The sequence below is a fragment of the Pseudoalteromonas lipolytica genome, assembly GCF_003515105.1.
In the GTDB taxonomy this organism is placed as follows: Bacteria; Pseudomonadota; Gammaproteobacteria; order Enterobacterales; family Alteromonadaceae; genus Pseudoalteromonas; species Pseudoalteromonas lipolytica.
In genome coordinates this window covers 2,438,202-2,458,208 of sequence record NZ_CP032090.1, presented here as the reverse complement: position 1 = coordinate 2,458,208, position 20,007 = coordinate 2,438,202, and the positions used below count along the sequence as shown (strand labels likewise).

Sequence of the window (20,007 nt, the reverse complement as noted above, 5' to 3'; positions counted from 1 at the left end):
TGGGAAAATTCTGATTTTTCAATTGCTTTGGAGGTTTAAAATGCTAAACCTCCTTTAGTATGGTTTTTATTTTACTTTGTCATTATTTAGTTAATCTTGTTCTGACTTGTTCGCAAACCACCCCGCTTTTTGATTTCGATTTAACTTACCCAATACTTTTATGGCTTTTTCTAATGTGATGCGTTGATCAGCAATGTCTTGGTAAATTTGATTTGCGCGCTTTTTACGTTTAACAGCAGCCCCAGCATCTAAAAAAGATTCAACGACTTGGTTAAAGTAACGTGTAAAAGCATGTTGATGTTGTTGTGTGTGTTGTTGCTTGTTATCTGTTTTATCTAGTTTGTTGAATAGACTTGTGATCTCAGCTTGGCAAAACTCATTTTGCGCCAATGCACTTTTCTTTAAAAGCGCTAGTTTTTCTTGAAGATAATCAATATCTAAACGATTGAAAGACACAATCATATTTAAATTAGACAGTGTACTTCTAAACTCTTTGGCCGTGCATTGCTCATCAAAAAGGTGTTCTACCGAGTGTGAAATCTTTTGCCACTGTTGCCATGCATAAACATAATTGAGGCCGACACCTTTAATATTTTGCATCCCAACAATGACTTGATGAGTATTTGCTAATGCTAAGTCAGAGATTGTGTCGGTGAGTGCATCCGCAGATAAACTACTATCATCAAGCAAGGTCACTTTTGATTTTGCAATACTGAGTAGTTGCTGCTTGATTTCTTCACTGTGCTTAGATGTGTCTTGTTTTAAAGAGTCTAAAGTTGTTCGGGCTTGATAATGTTTTAGGTTTAATAGGATTGTCGAAATTTCCTTTTTACTCGCATCTGTGAGTACTTCGCTGATATTGGTTTTATCTACTGAAGTGCGGTGCGCCACCAAGAGTAATTTCTCAGCAATATCTTCATCATAGGCGTTAACTAAACGTGCCTTTAGTTGACAAGATGACATTAAATTAAGCTGAGTGAGTAAAATTTCAAGCGCTTTGGTGTCGTTATTGCTGATAATTTTATCGATGCGCTCTGTGAGTGCTTGCAGGTAATAACTATAAAAACCATCGACGTTAGTACCAATGACAACGATGCGGTCAAATCGCAAATCATGGCTTAAAATGCCGGCAAACACCTTGGAGCGTGCCACACGATCATTGCGGTTATTGATTAAGGCGATCACTTGCGTATCTGCTTTATTATTTAAATCATAAAGACTTAATCGCTGCCAATTTTCTAGTGTTGCTAGGCGCTCATTGGCTGACATGCTATTAACAAACGACTGAGATATTGCGCCTATGCGTGCCTGTGGGTAGTGTTGCAATACGCCGATATCAGGAATAATGCGTGCAGAGGTTTCTTTAAACACATAGTCTTTACTAAGGCCGATGTGTTGCGCCATTTTACACACAAGTGCAATATTAGCGGGGTGTTCTTGATATGGGTATAAAGCACGAATATCGTCAGTAACTTGCATACCATCTGCCCAATGCACTTGAATTAAACTGGCATTTTTTCGTTTGGCATTGAGTTCTAAAATCGGCGCCATATTTTGTTCACTGGTAAAAACAAGGCTATTCTCACCAATGAAATGACTTGTTTCGTTTGCAACATCAATGCCTGTGGGGCCTAATATATCTTCATGATCTGGGTATGCATTGGTTATTGTTGAAAAGTTATCTTGCATCCAGTTTCTCAGAATACGGACATAACGAGGTGTTAACCCCATGCATTCCCACAAAAACACATCGGCCTTAACATTTTTTGCAAAATGAAGCACATCACCTTGCTCCCAAATACTGGCTTTATCGAATGGTCTGAACAAGGGGATTTCGAATTGCTCTCCACTGGCTCTTGCATAAATTAATGTGGCTTCACAGCCTGTTGTTTTACTGATTAGCTTTAAACTCAAGCTACTAAACAGTGCTGCTTTTAATCGCTCTGTACCTGATTTTCCGCGAGTACCCCAACCACCAATAGATACTGGAATTTGCGCTCTGTCGGCGCGAATTTGGCGGCTCACTTTTATGTGGCGTGTCCAAAAGTAACCTATGAAAGCCAGCACGAAAAATACCAGCTGACCAATACTGTTTTGATAAATTGAATAGGCATATTCTTTAAAACTCACCCAAATATTAAACATAAAAGGGGTAACAGCGAGTTTTTTATACAGAGTCGCAATACTTGATTCTACCGGGAAGTCGCTATCGAGTACCGCACCATATTGTTGGAAATCAAATGTAAATCCTTTCGCTCTTAAAGCATTTAAAAAATTATTTTGCTCTATGTCAGAGCCGTTTCGTAAATTATTAAGTTCTTCAAAGTTAAGTGAAATCCAGCAGTATGCTTGAATGCGTTTAAATACTGTTTTGGGTGGTGTTACAACTAATATGCCATCAGGGGTATAGGTTTTCGCTGGGGCTTTTAAGTTATCTTGCGATAAAGTACTTAAAAGAAAGTCGAGCAATGGCAAATGAGGACGCGAACTAAATTGTAGGTCATCAAATCGCGGTTCGCCGGGGACATCTGTTTGGCTAATTTCTGCGACAGTGCAGCTAGGAACATGCATGTATGCACTGGGTTTTCTTGCTTGTAAATGGTTATAGCTTTGGCGCTTACCTGTACTGGGGTTTTTAAATTCATGCCAAAAGCGCCAAAAGCGGAAGCCGCGTTGATAACCTTGATTTATGTGCCAACCTTGTTTCTTTTGACTCACATTGTAGGCTTCATATTTTTGAGCCTGTTGACTTAAAAGCCGGCCTAGTAGTGCTTCGTCAATGTTTTGGTTATTGATTGACGAATGGGTGTTTAAGTTTGCCTCGAGTTCAGCAACGTGTTGTTGGTGCATAAAACTGACAAGTTGTTCACGGACACGGCTAATAATCCGCTTTATGGCAAGGTTTTGTTGTGCTTCAAGGTGTTTATTTAAGGTGTCGATGAAGCGCTTGAAAATCGTATTGGCTTGTTGCTCCTCACACTCAACCTGTAAATTAAACATAATACGTGGTGCAAGTTCGAGCAATAAACGTTGCTCTGCAAAATGTTGAGCTTGCATAAGTTGCTGTTGCCAAATAATCAAGCTGTGTTGCCCATCGCTAAATCGGGTTGCGGTTAATTGTTTAATTAATGTGAGCCTGATTGCGAGGTGGGTTTCTTTTTCTAAACGCTCGGTTATTAGTGCAAGTGCGAATGAGCACGGCAAAATAAAACATTGTTCTATCACACTTTGACGCACGCGCGGGTAGGGGTGAGCTGCCAGCAACTGTAACAGGTTTTGATTTGCCTCATTGAGCGTTTGTTGTTTACTGATGATGGCTGAAAAAGCGCTTAGTAAAAATAATTGCTGGCGGTCAACTTTACCCGTATTTGGGACCTCTAAGTCAATGTGCGAACGCATGAAATAACGGGTAAAGGTGGGGCGAAGGTTGATCAGTATTTCTAATATATCCACTTTGGCTGCATGTGGAGTGGTTGATTTTTCAAGCGAGAGTAACAGCATTTCAACCAGATCCGCGCTAAATTCCGGATCGTCCACATGCTCGCTTAATAAAGTAACTTGGTTTGCCAAGGCTCTAAAAAGAGAGTTTTTTATTGCATCATTATCAGTGTGTTCGAGTAAATCTAAAAAAAAGCTTTCTAAATTTACGGTTTGCCATGACTGCTCTATTTCATGTAAATGAAGGCATAAATAACGGTGCGTTAAGTCGCCCAGTTTACCAATTAAAAACTTTAATGATTGCTCAAGTTCAGACACTTTATCTTGATAACGGTTGATCATGGCCCCTTCATCAAACCAACGTGCGAAGGCTTCTTGATCTTGTTGTAACTGTTGTTTATCAGCCCCTAACGTGGCCGCATAATCCAGTATATGGAACTGTCTTTCTGCTTTGAGTTCGGCATGACTTAGCTTTTCTATAAAACGGCTGTGATCTGCATCTAACTTTGTAAGTTGATGTTGTAGGGTATCTATTTTATGAGTTAAAAAGGCAATTGCTTGCAGTAATAACCAGTCATCTTCGTCGTGTCCGTCTGGTTGGTTCTTGATCAATTCCCACTGACTTAGCTCGTTGACTAATTGACGGTATTTTTGCCTGTAGAGATCTAACCAAAAGCTTGCGATATCTGCAAAAAGTAAGGTTTCTAAGCGTTTTTTAAGTTCTTTACTGCTCATAATCTCTTCGCTCTAGCAAATGGTTAAGTTGAAGTGTCGGAAAAATAATTTCATCATGGGCATAGGGAGCAAAGCCAGTATGCTGATTATTGCCCGATGAAAATTCCAGACTGATATTATGGTTATTCCATCCCCAGTCTTGCTGCCAACTGATTTTTAGCCAACCCTGTGAGAAGGAGCCTATATCAATTTGTTTTTGCCAAGCTACCCGACTGATGTACTGCCACGTGGCTGTTGCACGATGATCATCGGCAAAACGGTAGTAGCTATCAAGACCAACTTGCAAAATGTGACCATGGTAATATTGGTTCCAACTGCTGTTAAACCGCAAATAATCAAGACTTAGCCAATCATCATTTGAGCCAGATGCAACACCAAAGTTGAGGTAGTTATCTACCCAAGGTTGGTAGCGATATTGGTAAGAACCTTGCCAGCCAGAAGCATGATTTTCACGATAAAAATTAAAAATATTTGAGTTTAGTTTCTTGTCATTGAGGTAGTCGTTTAAGTCTGCGCTACTGGTGTGAATAAAAGGGGCAACAGACCATTGATGCCGATGCACTGTATCTTGGCGCCATACTTGTCCAATACTAATCGCGCCATTTAACGCGTATTGGCTATCTGAGTTATCACGACTAAGCTGCCATCGACTTGTGATCTGTGAATCGATAAACCAATGACTCGTGTCATCAAGCCAAGAGTGGTAACCATTTAAGGCAATGAAGTCATGCTGCTTTTCGTCAAACGCATAATAGCCTTCTAATTGATACCAATGTTGTTGATCATTAAAGCGAAGCCTCACACCTATGTCGGTTTCTTGTTGTGCAGGAATGTCTTCTGCACTTTGAAATATATGTTGTCGATCAAAGCGAATAAAGCCTTGTAGGTTGGTCTCATCGCTATGCAAAGTGGCTTGCTTATTCACTATTTTAGGTGCTGATGGTGCCTGATAAGTGATTAGTTCTGGCAGTGGCGTATCGATGTCAGAAAAACTCGTAATCTTGTTGTTTCTTTCACTTAAATGCCAACGATAGAGGCGTACATACTTTAATTGATCCGTGCGCACTTCAATTTTACCTGCTGGATGGAAAAAACGACGCTCGCTGCGTTTGTTTTCATTCATCTCTTCTAGTTTTACTAATGTATCGGCAGGTAAGTTAGCAATAAGTGGCGTATCAGCTGATACAGTATAAAACGCTAAATTTGTTGGTAGCGGCAACGCTTTCCATTGCCCCGCAATATATTGCTCTGCTTCAATAGCAAGCTGTTGCGACAGGTATGGGTTGAGCCAACGTACGGCAATTGTATTGTTGCTTAACTCTTGCTTATTAAAAGTGAATGGAATGCTTTGCTGCTCAGAAACAGACCACACCTTTTGTTGATTTGCTAACTGAAAAGAGATATTTGCTCTATTTGCACGCGCTAATTCTGCGCTAGAAAAGTTAAATTTAAAGCGAATTTGTGTGCCTTCAGTCTTCGTTAAATCAACGTATAAAGTATGAAAAGGGCGTAATAAGATCCCTTGCTCTGGTGCGGATTGAGTCGTGTGTTGAGCAAACCTATCGGCAAAACTACGTTGTTCAGTCTCTTGCATATTAAACAGACGTGTACCAGCGTAATCGAGCATGTTTTCAATGGGCTGCCACTGACCAAAGCGTTCAATTCTATTTTGTAAGAAAACCGAATGGGCAGAGGGGGGAAGTGTGTCGATTCGTTGCAGCAGTTGTGTGTACTGATTATTGCTAAGACGTTTTTCAGATAGTAGATACAACCCATTGATAAGGAGTTTGTTTGGCGTTGTATCGTACGCATGAATAAGCGAGCTAATATCATCGCTGGTTGCTTGAGTGGTGGCATCAGAATAATAATCAAAAAGTGCAAATAACGGCTTTGGAATAACACTTATATCAAGGTAAGCAGCTTGATTGGTGGTCACAGTGAGCGTTTCACCGGCTTGCAAGCTAATAACCAAATTAGCGGCAATAGAGACTGCTTGCTGATTACTGACGAATTGGGATGTGGCCGCTATATCACTAAAAATGGGCATTAACTTATGCTGATACTGACTATCAGCTTTCAACCACGCGGTATGATATTCACCACTTTGATCGGCTTTAGTCCGCGCCTTTATGCTTAAATGCATTGCGCGGTTAGCGGTAAATACCCAAGGTATATCGTTATTAACGAGGGTGCTTTGTTGCTTTCCTTCTGGGTTAATAAACGCGTATTGCGAGCCAATAGAGCGTTGATAAAGTGCCTCTTCAGGTTTTTCAAGTTCCGTTAAACTCTGATAATTGAGTGCACTAAAACTGTGTTCAACCTGTGTTTGCGCCTGGGTGTGATGTGCAAGCCATACTGCTAAACGATTCTTTTGCTGTTTTACTGCGAGGTTTATAAGTTGAGCTTCACATTGCTCTATTGTCCTCACGTTCCCTGCACATAATGCAAAAAGTTTATGCTCGATTTGTTCTGCTTGATAGGCACGAACAAGGGCTTGTGCGGCATAGTGCTTTAACTGAGCGTGCTGCGCGCTTTTATACAAGCCTTCAAGGTAACTGTTGGCAAGGTGAAACTGATGTTGTTCACGCAGTATGGCTACTCTTAGCTGCCATGCTTGAATTGCAATATCAGGGTCTGGGCTTGTGCTCAACGGTTTCAATAAAGCCAGTGCTTCTAGAGGCGCTGATGTAGCAATATGTTGTGCTTTTGTGAGTGACGCTTGCCAGTCTATATCGGGGTTATTTTGCAAAGCCGGTGTATAGGGTTCGATTGAAGCCACATAGTCGTCATGTTGTTTGTTTAAATAACGACTCAATAAATTAGCGATAATAGGGCTTGTTTCACTGAGGTCTCCCTGTTGCTGATACAGTAATTCGTCACTCGGTAAGGAGGCGAGTGTTCTCGCATACAGGGCAAAATCGATAGGCTTCGAGGTGTTGGTTAGCCTTTTAATCGTTACCGATGAGGTTGAAATAGGCACCGAAATCATAAGTGTTTGATAATGTTCGGTCGCTTTTAGGTTTATAAGCCAATTACGCTCACCCGCGGTTAACTGAAATTGGGTGTCTTGTTGTGTTTTTGCAATAAGGGTTAACCACGGCGTTGCACGTTGTTGAATGCTTAAATCGAACTCAATGGGTTGGTGTCCAAGGTAGGTTAATTCGCGCACTTGCTGATTAATACGTGGGTAAAACCGCTCATCAACGAGGCGTTGCTCCACTAATTCGCTAATGGTTTTGCTATGCATTTGTAGTGATGAATGCTCAGTACTGCCAGTGAGGTTTGATTGCACAGTCATCATCGATAATAAGTTATAATGACGTTTTAGCGAAAGCGGGTTGTTTTGTGTGTACACATCATCGCTAAACACACTGAAAGAGTGTGTGTTATAAACCGATTCAATCGCTTCATTTGCGGTGGTTAGCCAATAGGGGAGTAACAGTTTTTCTTGTTCTTTTTCGGCTGCGCGGTCATCATAAATAGCGCGGTGGCTTTGCTCTATTTTAATATACGCATTGGTGTGACTTTTAAGAGTTAAATACTGCCCAGCCGCAATGGCAAGGTAGTCACTGTTTACAAGTCCAACATCGTATTCGCTAAACTCAAATGCTTGGCTATTTATGGTATTTACTCTGGCAACCAGTTCGTTATCAATAGATGCGTACACCACACCATTAGGATCGGGCTGCTGCATATTTTGACGTACAGAGATCGTTAGTTTTTTTGCAGCAGGAAAAAACAGCTTCACTTCTTCATTTTTTTTGAGCGCATAATACCGCTCATTTCCTTGGGCAGAGCTTAGTTGTATGGAAGGAGCGGCTATTTTTATGGCGCGCCTAAAGCTGTCTCTTGCGCCTTGGTAATGGCCTATCATGGCAGTAAATTCAGCACGCTCGTCGAGATGATTTTGTATGGCAATAATGCGGTTATGCCCAGTGGCTGGCAGCTGACAGCGTTTGGTATTACAAAGTAAGTCGCTGTGAACGCGTAAGCGTTGTTGTAAATACTGCGTGTTCCCTGCACTTAGAATAAACTGATTTAAAAGTGCAGGGGCTATTTCAAGCCAATGACCTTCAGGTAGCCACAAATAACGGTGCTGTTTGGCATCAAAAGTTAGGTGCTGCGTTGTCGCCAAAGGCGATAAGTGTGGTGATGTGTTTAACCAAGTAGGGGGCATCAGCACGGCGTGTTTTGGCTGTGAGGCTTTGGCTGGCTGACATAGCAGCAGCGTTATACTAACGAGAGCAATTACGAAGTAAGGCATTGTTTAAACAGCTTTAATAAGTGGTTATCAGTAATTAATTTTTCGCGAATTTCGCGGCTTAATTCAATATGGATAAATTGACTATTGCTTGGCGCAAGGGTTGTGAGTATATTTTTTGTTCCTCCAAGCTCATAAATATCTCGGCCATAGAGCATCACAGCAATGTTTAGTTTTTCATTTAAGCAGTCGGTGATATTACGTGTAAATAACGATGCATTTTCACGACCTTGACTGACAATAATGTCGGCTTTTCTGCCTTGATTAGTTTTACGTTTTTCTTTGGCGAATCCATGTAATTGGAAAATGGTAAAAGACTCAACGGTATCCGCATAAGCTAAAATAAATGCATTTGCAGCACTTTCTTTATATTTACCAAAGTCAATCAGCACGCCATTTGCGTCGCGACTTGTGCGGTGCTTGGTATTGGTAAGGAGTACCTGGCAGTCATTAAATAGGGAGCGTGCAATATCTAAAGTATGCAGGTCATAGAAGCGGTGTGGGGCATACGCAATACAGGCATATCCGGTTTCTTTAAAATGTATTTCACCGCCAGAATCTAATGATTTCTTTGCGTATAACCCTCCATCCTTTAACGTGAAATGGGAAGGGACGGCCTCGCTATTTTTTAACCACTGCTGAAAGTCGGTATGAAGTTCAGAGATGTTTGATTCAGCTTGGCATGCCGAGACCAATAACCCCGTGATAATGATGATAAACTTAATATTCATTGTTCCACCACCTTACTTTTTGCTCCCCCAGCGGGTACTCCTGAAGTATCGATAACCAGACTGTCTCAGATGCGCTAATTGTCAGTGAGTGCAGTTTATTTATGTCACTTGATACCGTATGCGTGACGCTAGGGTAGCTATTTAATTGGCTATTTTTTGGATGAATTAGAAACGCGTTAAGTAATTCTGAGCTATGCAATTGAACACGCTGTTTAGCGATACTGTACTCGCTGGTTAATCCTGATTTGTAATTAGCTTTTTCAAGAATGTTAAACTCAATAGGCTGTGCACTGCGCGAACGAAACAGCTTAAAGACCACACTCATTGGTTGTTCTTGCGCATCAAAGTTGAGTATCAAAGGCGTATTTTTATTGAGTTGATAGAGGCGTTGTTTAATCCACGGTCTCTCACCATGCCAGTTTTGATAGGTTGCCGTTGCTTTATTTTGTAATTGTTTTAACTCAGTCGCTGACACATCTGATGCATTACGTTCTTGAGCACGGGTATTAGACAACTTAAAAATCAGTTTGTTATCACCCGTATCAGAATAACTGGCTGGGGTCTTAGGTGTGTAAAGTCCAAAGTTAAAAATTTGTGCCGGTTGTTTAGGTATAAAGTAACGGTCAGGGCTAAGTGCGAGGGCCACATTTGAAATAGGCAGTAGAGTGTAAAGCTCTCTTGGCTGATAAAAGGTCGTCATTGGCTCAACTTCAGCAGGGGGCGTAAAGGTTCGAATATTGGCAAAACGTGCCTGCTGTGTTAATTCAAAATGATTATTCGCGCGTAGTTCGTACCACGCTGCAATATCATAAAATTGATCAATCGGCGTTGTGATATTTTGATGAGCAACTACACGCTGATAATGAAATTGTGCGTAACGAGCGCGCAACTGGACATAAGTGTCTTTATTCGCCTTTATTTGTACTCGATACGCATTAGCTGGCGTGCGCAAATAATACGAGGTGAGTAAACCAACACGCTGCCTTTGCGTTGTATCGTCTATAAGGCGATCGTAGTGTGAGACGTCGCCTTTATGCGCTAAAGAGTAGCGTTCGATTTCTGTGTGTGTTTGATCAAATAAAACGACCTCTAACTGACTTGTTTCTAAAGCACGTACGTCTAGCTTTAAGTCACTTTTGGGGTCAATATCAAACTCGACATTGCCTAGCTCATTTATTAAATAACTGCCAGCATAACTCGTTAAAATTGGGGTGTCTGAGAGAGTTTGCCATTGAGTAAGTATCGCTTCATCACTACAAATACTCACTAATCCAGCTGCAATGAGCTGTGTTTGATAGCGGTTTTCAATATCGGTAGGAGCAAAGCTGACAGGCGTCGGCGCCGAGAATTGCAGTTTGTCATACCAAATTAAATGTGGCAGTTTTGCGCCTTCTTTGACGGTGAAAATAAGGCTGTCGGGTTCATCTAAGCGAACGCTGGCGCATAAACCCTCTTCGGTAAAGTAAGCACCTAAATCGTGCTGCTCAGCACTAAAGTCATAGGTCAACACGTTATAGGGGAGGCTTTCGTAGAGAATATCAGATTTAAAGTCGATATCTGGAATACCCTGTGGGGCGATTTTCTGCCACCAGTAAGCCATCGCATTGCTAATTTCGTTACTGGTTAAGGCATTTTCACCTAACGTTAAATAGTTTGTTGCCCGTTGACGGCGATCTAATGGTCTTTTAAGCCATGTGTTCAGAGGATCAATACTTTGTTCAGGGGTTTTAGCATGCACACGAACGACCACTCCTTGAAGATTAGCCTGTTCGGGGATCATAGTCAGCTCTAAGCTGGTTGCATGTGGGTAATGAGCTATGGGTAAGTAAAAAGATTGTCCCGAGGCAACACTCAAGGATTGTTTGTTTTCAATAATTTGCTTAACTTTTTGGCCGTCTAAGTCGGTGTACAGCTTAGAAGCATGATGATAAACATCGTCTAAAATCACACGCTCTTGTTGGTCATACAGAACATACTTAATAGCGTAGTTAACTGGTTGATCAAAAGAAATCGAGTTATCAAATACGGCATTAGAAAGAATGCGCAACGAGTGGGTCCGCTGATTCGAAAAATTGAATCGCAGCGGCTTATCGCTACTCAACCATTGCACATTAGAGCGTGTTTCTTCGCCTGTGCTGGCACCAATATGCTCAGCTGAATCGAGCCAAACAAAAAAGTGTCGACCAAAGAACAGTAGGGTGAATACCACACTGACAATAACCAGTAGCGCAAGCAAGCGTTTAATTAAATACACTGTCGCCTCCGCTCATCATAAGATTAAACCCATCTAGGTCAAATAGCTGATTTTTAGTGGGGTAATATATGGCTGTGATTTTGCTGTTGTGTTTGAACATCAAAGCATATTTATTGACATGCTCTAACTCAATTGTGTGCAGTGAACATTTATTCATTTCGTTGCATAATCGTGCCAAAGACGTGAGACGTTGGTTCGCGGCGTAGCTATCAATAATGCTCTTTATATTTTGCTTATCAAGGTCGCTTAACGCTTGCCAGTTCGATGGCGACAAAGTAGCGAGATTGATCACTGTTAGTGTTGGGGTGTTCGAAATAGCCAGTAAACGCTGTAACAAACTGGTTTGGCTTACTGAAAATTGCGTTTTGAAATCAGACGCTAACCACAAGGTTGCCAGCTCGCTATTCACATTAAATTGTTGATAGCCCGCTTGAGGAGAGTTACCAATTTCAAGCCCTCTGGTTGCTGCTTGTCCTTCAACAACTTGATACTTAATTCCCAAAGCTGTTAACTGATTACTCAGTTGATTCATCAGTGGTGTGGCAAGCTCATTAATCTGTGTCGTCGAGAACGCGATAGCATTCGGGCGCACCCAAGAAGGCGCGCTGTGGCTTCTTATCTGAATGTTTAAACTGGGTGTCATTTCATTAAAGCGTAAGTAGCTTTGATGAACGATATTAAATAACGACTCTACATTATCGACGGCTAATACATTCGCTTTTGGATGTGCATACGGATGAGCACCCGCAATTGCTAAGTAAGCTGCATTGGTTCGGCTGAACAACTCGCTGGCAACAGCCAATGTATTACTTTCAAATAAAGGGCGGGGAACACTGAGAGTGATAGACTCATATTCACTTAACTTAAAGATATATAAGCCCTGACCTTGCTGATACGCTTGGGTTTTGTCCTGAGGGCTCAATAGTAAATAGCGGCCGCTCATTGTCTGGACGTGTTGTAATTGGTAGTTAAGTAACTCAGCAGTGCCATTAATTTGTTTTAACTGATTTAGGTTATTCTCATTGAGAGGATCATTTCCTATCTGTGCAATTAATTTATACAGTGGTTTGAGTATTTCGAACTCCCAAAGGGCCACTTGGTTTTTAGACAGCGGTTGATATTTAAAACTGCCTTTTTCACTGATATGTATAGAAAAATCATCAATTATCTGGTTAATGTCTCGTTCTAATTTATTAAACTGAAGTGTGCTGTATCGTTTATTATCGCGATAAGCATTGGCTAATATACTCGCGTAGTTGTCGCTATCTAAAAACACCTCAAGCAAGGAACCCGAAAATTGTGAGGTGGGTAGACTATTTACTGTTGCGCTACCAAAGAACGTTTCTTCAGACCCCATAAATTGGTGAATTTCTCGTTGGCTTATTGATGCAGGAAGTTGATTATAAATCCAATATTGGCTCTGTGACTTTGCTGGAGAATCATTTAAAGAGACTTTAGTAAAGTGGTTAGACTCACGTACCTGCAATACTTCATCAGTGTTAAGTGCCGTAATAAATGCCTGATAGAAAGGACTTTGTTGATTCTCTTGCGCTAACGTTTGTTGTGGTGTCTTTGCGGTACCATAAACCAGCGCTTTGCTTTTGAGGTGCTGAAATATAAGCCCTGCTGAATCACTTGCTAAACTTTCGGTGATAGGAAATGGTACGGTGATCAATAAAGGCGCTGATTGCGGATTTTTATTTAATACGAAAAGACCGCGCTGCTGATCTTCAAACGTGTCTATTATATAAATATAGTCTTCATCACTTTCAAGTCTGAATCCTATCGGGTTAAACAGCGCGTTAAGACTGGCTATCGATTGATTATTTTTAATCGCCTGATTAACTTGGTAAACCCCATATTTAAAATCAGTGACAGCTTGATTTGCTTTATAGCTACTCACGGTGACTTTGTTTGACTGTGCGGTATATAAATAACTTTTGTAACGGCTGATTTGCTGGTCAAGGGTGAATACGTGGTGACTTTGAATGTCTGAAGTCTCAGTGTGTTTTGACAGCATTGACGGTACAAGCATCACAATAAAACCAACCAAAATAGCAAATGCCCCCCCAACGACTGAAGTTTGAAATGTTGCCCTGATCACCAGCCCTAATGCGTTTTTTTGGTAAATTTTGAGTGCAAGTAAAGTGGCAAGCATATAACCAAATGCAAACGTATCTGTGACCTTTATAGCGGGGAAATACCACACCACAATGTAGTTGAGAATTAGTTTATACACGAAGCCAATAGTGAAGAAGAATAGCAGTAATCGAGCGCCTTCAATATTGGCGTGCTTAAGGCGAGTAAAGTGAATTAACGAGCCGCCTAACACTAAAATGACCGCTGTTTCAGCGAAAGAGGTCAACAGTTTACTGGGTTGAGTTAACTGAAGTGCTAATAAGGCGGGTAGCATTATTCCGTTAAATTCCCAGCCGTATTTTATGTTTGCTCTTGAGGCAATAAAGGCTGTGATCACTAAAATAATATAGGCTTTGGGAGCGGCAATAATGGATGCCGCAACGGCTTCGTACATAATACCTAAATTAGCAATACTGAAATTAGTAAACGGCATCAGTACGAAGCGCACGAGCACAAAGGTGATCAAAAGTTGAATAAAGGTGACTTTTAGACCGTATTTGAAGCCGCCATTCCACATTACATTCGCTGTTAAAGCAATAATCACAAGACCCAAAGAGTACAGTTGTGACGCGTAGTCTAGGGTAATATCCCACTGACTTAATTGATTGGCAACGGGAGGCCATACTAACGTGTCCATACAAACACGTACTAAAATACTCAGCAATATAATGGCAAAAAACCGGTCACGACCAAACATCTCGCCATAACCACATTTTTCCATTATGTAATGTGCGCTAAATCGCATTAAGCCATACACAACGATTGCTTCAATAATGATAACGACGGCAGATGTGGGACTGATGATGAGCAAAGGCACGATATAACCTGGCACCACAAGCCCCGTTAATGGGAAACCAAAACGTAAGTTCAATAGACAAACAACGGCCGTACCCACCCACACGGTGGTAATAACTGACTGTCCAAGGCCACTGCCTGCGGGAAAGAGAGCTAAGACAAAGTCCATTATTGCTCACTCAGGGTTTCATCATAACCGTCGTCGAGTTGTGGCTCATTCTCAAAGGTATCGAGAAATTCAAATAAAATACCCGATACTTGAAATGGTTCACCCGAAGCGGTTTGCGATCCATCGGTATGAATCGCTTTTATATTTAAAACATAATGTTGATTATTAAGGACTGCCGGTAAATGAATATCCGCCTTATTTAATGTGACATAGCGCAATTTACCTTTGGCTACTTCGCTATCAAGGGCGCAGCTATGACATAACAAATCTAAGGCTGTCATTTCAAAAATGGTAAGCTGATGTTGTTTAGCAAAGTGTTCTAACGCTGCATTTGTTTGTACGACTTGACCGAACAGGTTAAAGAGAACTGTTGCGCAGCGTGTATGATTAAACACCAACTCTAAGGTTGTTAACTTTTGCTCCATGTCATTGAGCGAACGTTTAACTTGCTGATCGATTGGCTCATGTAGTTTGAACGAGACAAGTCTATTGAGTAAGTTCTGATTCTTCGCCTGAGTTGTTTTATAAATATGATAATGAAAGAGCAGTTCAGCGACTTGTGCTGCAAATTTGTTCACATTTTTCTCAAAGGCGTGTCGATCAAAAGTCTCATTTGGAATAACCGATAAAGCCCAAAAACCCCGAACATCACCCGCGTAAACAAGGGGGACCATAAACTCTATTTCGGTGTTGAGCACATTTTTAAAAAAAGGTCGGCTAATCTTTACAATACCCAGTGCTTTTAATGCGTCACTGTACGGGGATCGTTTGTAGTCACGGCGCATTTCTTGGATATTGTCGAGTTCGCAATTGATCGCTCTTATTTCAACAATGCGATGATCATCTTCTTTTCTCGCCAAAAAAATTGATTTTTCGAGATCTAATTGCTGGCTTATTAGTTGAATTATTGGATCCCATGGAGAGGCTTGCTCAATAAAGGTTTGCGGTAAAAAACGGCCCATCATTTTCTGTTGGATATTATTTACAACCCCCGTTAGTGCTTTATCTTCAGATAGTTTTCGTACAATCAAAGCCGAAAAAAGGGTCGAAAAGATAACAATAATGTATTGGCCAACAGGGATATAAACAGCAGCAAACTCTATACCAAGGTAACTGACCACGACCCAGAAAAGGCAACTTGCCAAGGCAATGACAAATGAGTAAATAACAGCCAGTTTTTGAAAGCTAAACAGCAGGCTAATTACCAGAGCAAGTTCAATGAGGGCGCTATAACTAGGTTTAAGCTCTATCACCGTGGTTGTTTTTTCGATACTGTCTGCGGCATAGGCCATAAGCAGGAGAGGATCGTTCAATCCCGTTAACTTAGGAGCATGAATATTTACATTAAACGCAGAACTTGTTTGGCCAACAATAATGACTTTATTCTTTAATTGTTCACTCATAACATCAGAGCTTAGAACCCGCTCAGCACTGAATTTAGGGAGAGCACTGACCGCTAATTTAAAATCAATTAGCCGAGGTTGCTGACCTTCATAGCCAAAAACAGTTTGCCAGATGCTATTACACAGAGACTCTTTATCATTGGCTGGGATTCGCATGTGGTAACTTGACCACATTTCAACACGTGGTACACAGTATTCGCTTTGCGTTATAGGATAATAAACACGGTTGGTAATTGAAGGTGTTATATTTTGGTTTGATAAAACGATAACGGCCTTGGGGTTATATTCAGTTATTTTTTCAATAAGTTCTGAATGGTTTTTAGCCAAGTTTTTACTTGTTATAAGTACGATATTGGTGTGCTGCGTTTCACCAAACGATGCTAACTTTTGATAGAAATAAGCATTACTAGCTTGAAAAAGATTCAAAACATTATTAATCACCACTAAAGCAAACAAGCCAAGCGTAAGCCAAAAAATATGGTGATTCTTTAATAACAATAATCGTTGAGTGACAGCCACGCTTCTTCCTTAATCAAGTGAAGTAAAAGTGAGTGTTAAGCTTGCTGTATCGTTTACAGAGACCTTTAAAAAGTCATATCCGTGCATTTTATCTGTGTTCCACTGACTGTTTTGCAGTGCAACGCTTTTTTGCCATGAAATCATCGCAATATCATCAAAGCGAGTCATGGCCTCTCCCTTATTAGGAGCATAGTGCCTAAATTGTAGTTTTACACCCCGAGGTGGTTGTTTTTTTTGACCTAATGTAAATTCATCAGATGGTAATGTGAAATCGTGACTAAAGGATTGCCATGCTCTGTCACCACCTTCACTAATTAAGACTTGATGTTGTGAAAAAGCCAGATCATCTACCTCTGTGGTATAGGTGAGTAAGCTTTCTATCTTGCCGCCGTTTTCAGATTGAATGTAACCAAATAAAGAAAACTGCTTGCTAAGCATTGGTTGAAAATTTTCATCAGTTAGCTCCATCACACGCATTGTGTGTCTAAAGGGAATGATTGAGGGGGTATTATCAAACTCATCGCGTGTTGAGCATAAAGCTTGAATGCCATTGTGCGGGTTTTCAGTGCAGGGTAAAACGCTATTACTGCTATGATCCCAGCGGCTAATTTCAAATGCCTCGCTGTCGTTATCCCAATCTTCAAAGTCCCCAAAGACCATTAAATCTCGCCCAAAAGTAAGCTCATTTAAAGTGCCATTGGTGACTTCTATTGCCGATAGATAGGCGGCAGAAGAGGGAGCATACTCACGTAAATCAAGGATAGGAGTCTGTGAATTTACTTCAACGCTGACTTTGTGATTGCGTTTGGTTGCGTGTGCTTTTTTAAAGTACACCTCAGCATAATTATCGCGGGGGATAAGCGTAATATTATCGTCTGAAAATTCGGCTAGGCGCCTTAATAAATAGTGACTTAAAAAGCCCGTTGTAAAACGTGGTTTGTAATCTTCAATAAAGATAGGGTAGGCAAATGCACGCTGAACGGTTTGAGTTTGTGAGTCTAATTCGACCATCACCGTTACCCCTAATAAGGTATCGAGGCGAGCTTGATCAAACACGAGGTTACCTAACCCTAAAATGGCAGGCACATTATTATATACCGCAAAACCTTGTGCTACATGAGGGTGGTGAGCAATGAGTAAGTCGGTATTTTGCGTTGATAAATCATCTAAGCGACTTGCAATAAAGCGCGAAGGAGAATAAGTGTATTCGTCGCCACCATGCATTTGCGCAATAACAAAATTACTTGGGTGTATTTTCTCAAGCGTTTCTTGCACATATTCTGCATTTGTTAAATCTGCAGCACCGCCTTTCATTGCATCGGTGACGTAAGTAAATTCGTGCTCTTTTCCGGTAATTGATGTAGCAGCAAAGAGTACTAAGTTGAATGTGTCGAGCTGTGCTGTAATAGGGCTGAATGCAGCAAATTCATCAAGACCTGCACCACTATACAGCAGCCCTGTGTTTGATATTTCAAGTAGTGTATCTTCTAAACCTGTTTGTAAATAATCGTAGATATGATTATTACCAAGTCCCACGTAATCAATCCCAATTTCTGTTAAGCCTTGTAACGAATCAGGTAACGAAAAAAAGCTAAATTCTTTGGTCGGATGAACGACAGCAGGGTTACTGGTAATCGGTGACTCTAAATTGACTGAAGCAAAATCTGCGTATTTAAACAGGGGAGCAACATCTTTAGTAATTGCGATGCTATCTGCTGCGGCTGTCGCTGGACGAATGAGTGCGTCACTCACATTGGGGATTGTGGTGCCCATTGTTGCGAGACTCGGGTCTAAGTAACGACGTCCAAACATTGAATCACCCCCAAATACCAGGCTTTTACTCGTTGCAGGTTTGGCGTGGAGTTTGATTTGTGTGGTTGTCGAGTTTGGGTGATTTACAAGAATACCTACTTTGGTAAAGTAACCATTCTGTTGAATTGTAATGGCATGATTACCGTAACCCAGCTTATCAATAAATACCTGACCATTATTGTCAGTCGTATATTGTTGCTCTGCAATAGTCAGCGGAATGTTACTTAAGGGAGTTAAGTCGTCATTAACGACAGTCAGCGAAACACTAGCATGGCCTGTTAAAAGTGATTCACGTGCGTCGATCACATCTTGCTTTTGTTGTTGAGGTTTATCCTCATTTGGATCTTTTACTTTGCATGCCACTAAACCAAGACAAACAAATAAAAGCAAAAAATTCACGACTACTTTAAACAAATGATCCTCGTTTTTACTTTATTTACATTTCTTTAGGGCAATATTTACTGCGGACGCATTCTATCGACGTTAACAGATTGGAACAACCAAATATTGACTCTGAAAATTCAGATATTGTCCTCATAAATGCAACATGCCATCTACTTTTATAACCAAAACTGTAATTTTAGTGCTTTGTTTGTGCACCGAGTGTTAAGTGTAGTTTAGATTTAATACTTCGCAGAATTTTACTTTTAATTTTATACAACTAGCGATGTGAAGAAAGGAATAAAAAGACAATAAAAAAGGCCTTTGCGGCCTTTTTGTGCGTATGGGCTTTCACAAAATGAAAGTTAGAATTTGTATTTAACACCTAACATAGTAACAACTGGATCGATTTCTACCGTTGATGTGAGTGCTTTTGCGCCATCTGCATACACGGTTGCATCAGTATCGATATCGATTAATGCAACCATACCGTGTAGACCCCAGTTTTCATTCATCATGTAGTTGAAACCAGCTTGTGCTGCAAAACCAAATGAATCATCTAATTTTACTTCTACATCGTTCGTACCCAGCGTTGCTTTTAACGCTGCTGAAGCCTGCTCATCAAAGAACGTTGTATAGTTGATACCGACACCCACAAATGGACGGAATTTGTAAGTTGAATCTAAAAAGTGATATTGCGCGATCAACGACGGTGGTAATTGTTTAATGTCAGCAATCTTGTTGCCTGCTAAGCCACCCGTGCCTTGAACATCATGACTAAATGGGGTTGCTGCAACTAACTCAAGTACCCAATTATCATTAAATGCGTAATCGATAGTGATACCCACTTGTGTATTGTCATCACCACGTAAACCTAAAGTAGGTGCTTCGTTGATTTTTGAACTGTCGTTATCAGGGTTAACATTAATCGCACCGACGTTGACGCTTAAGTTAGCGTTTGCAACAGGAGAGAGTGCTAATAATGAAGTCAGTAATGCAATGCTTAATTTAGTTTTCATGCTGTTCTCCACGAACTACTTGTCTTGTTTGGTTGAGGCTATTATTACCGAGTCGACACAGCTAAAACCTGTTCTAGATCAAAGTTTCAAAAATGTTTGAACGAAGTGAAGCTTTTTTTGATTTAGATTAAGTTTTTAACCAAGAACAGAAAAAAAGTAATTGACTCTTATCGGTTTTTTGAACCTCTATAGCCGCTCTTTTTTATTGTTTATTTGTATTTAGTACATCTTAATTATTACTAAAAAAGGGCCTGCAACTGTGCCCTCCTTTGGCAGAGAGGGGCGTTATTCATCATGGTTTTCGCAACAGTAACGTGCTGTGCAAAGCAGGCTTATTAATGAATGCAAATG

8 protein-coding genes are annotated in these 20,007 nt (G+C 40.7%); all 8 read right to left on the bottom strand.

All coding sequences use genetic code 11. The features are described from left to right. Positions 1 to 90 precede the first annotated feature (90 nt). The 8 genes from D0907_RS11165 to D0907_RS11130 all read right to left on the bottom strand — a co-directional run bounded on the left by D0907_RS11165 (position 91) and on the right by D0907_RS11130 (position 19,656). Entirely contained in the window at positions 91 to 4,173 is a 4,083-nt protein-coding gene (locus D0907_RS11165) for a poly-gamma-glutamate synthase PgsB (protein ID WP_118844468.1), read from the bottom strand. Further along, positions 4,163 to 8,437 (bottom strand): hypothetical protein, encoded by a 4,275-nt coding sequence (locus D0907_RS11160; RefSeq protein WP_118844467.1) that lies wholly within the window; start codon positions 8,435 to 8,437, stop codon positions 4,163 to 4,165. The genes D0907_RS11165 and D0907_RS11160 overlap by 11 nt, the downstream gene beginning before the upstream one ends. Continuing rightward, a complete protein-coding gene (locus D0907_RS11155) occupies positions 8,422 to 9,165 on the bottom strand; it encodes a hypothetical protein (RefSeq protein ID WP_118844466.1) in 744 nt (247 codons plus the stop codon). The genes D0907_RS11160 and D0907_RS11155 overlap by 16 nt, the downstream gene beginning before the upstream one ends. Beyond that, on the bottom strand, positions 9,155 to 11,419 hold the full coding sequence (locus D0907_RS11150) for a hypothetical protein (RefSeq protein ID WP_118844465.1): 2,265 nt from the start codon (positions 11,417 to 11,419) through the stop codon (positions 9,155 to 9,157). The genes D0907_RS11155 and D0907_RS11150 overlap by 11 nt, the downstream gene beginning before the upstream one ends. Then, entirely contained in the window at positions 11,406 to 14,522 is a 3,117-nt protein-coding gene (locus D0907_RS11145) for a poly-gamma-glutamate biosynthesis protein PgsC/CapC (RefSeq protein WP_118844464.1), read from the bottom strand. Before D0907_RS11145 ends, D0907_RS11150 begins: the two co-directional genes overlap by 14 nt. Further along, positions 14,522 to 16,444: a hypothetical protein gene (locus tag D0907_RS11140; protein ID WP_118844463.1), complete on the bottom strand. Its 1,923-nt coding sequence runs from the start codon at positions 16,442 to 16,444 to the stop codon at positions 14,522 to 14,524. The genes D0907_RS11145 and D0907_RS11140 overlap by 1 nt, the downstream gene beginning before the upstream one ends. 9 nt (positions 16,445 to 16,453) lie before the next feature. Beyond that, positions 16,454 to 18,670, bottom strand: coding sequence for a CapA family protein (locus tag D0907_RS11135; RefSeq protein WP_244223124.1), 2,217 nt, complete (start codon positions 18,668 to 18,670; stop codon positions 16,454 to 16,456). A 332-nt stretch (positions 18,671 to 19,002) separates the two neighbouring features. Next, positions 19,003 to 19,656, bottom strand: a complete 654-nt coding sequence (locus D0907_RS11130) for an OmpW/AlkL family protein (RefSeq protein WP_075593739.1) — start codon at positions 19,654 to 19,656, stop codon at positions 19,003 to 19,005. Positions 19,657 to 20,007: the final 351 nt, after the last annotated feature.